This is a genomic window from Rhizobium ecuadorense (assembly GCF_001187535.1).
Classification (GTDB): domain Bacteria; phylum Pseudomonadota; class Alphaproteobacteria; order Rhizobiales; family Rhizobiaceae; genus Rhizobium; species Rhizobium ecuadorense.
The window spans coordinates 1-278 of record NZ_LFIO01000377.1 but is presented as its reverse complement, the minus strand read 5'-3'; the positions used below and the strand labels follow the sequence as shown (position 1 = coordinate 278).

Genomic DNA, 278 nt, shown 5'->3' with positions numbered 1-278 from the left:
CGCTGGAAACCAAGCTTTTGGCCGGTGGCTCGGGGTATGACGTCGTCGTCCCCACCGTATCCTTCATGCAGCGGCAGATCGCCGCCGGCGTCTACCAGAAGCTCGACAAATCGAAGCTGCCGAACCTGGTCAATATGTGGGACGTCATCATGAAGGGCGTGGCGTCCTTCGACCCCGGCAATGAATACAGCGTCGACTACATGTGGGGCACGACGGGCATCGGCTATAATGTCGACAAGGTCAAGGCTGCCCTCGGCACCGACGACAAGCCCAATTGG

The 278-nt window shown here is 59.7% G+C and carries 1 pseudogene; it reads left to right on the top strand.

From position 1 onward, the window contains the following. Positions 1-278 (top strand): annotated as a pseudogene (locus tag AF337_RS08145) (spermidine/putrescine ABC transporter substrate-binding protein PotF); the annotation flags it as partial.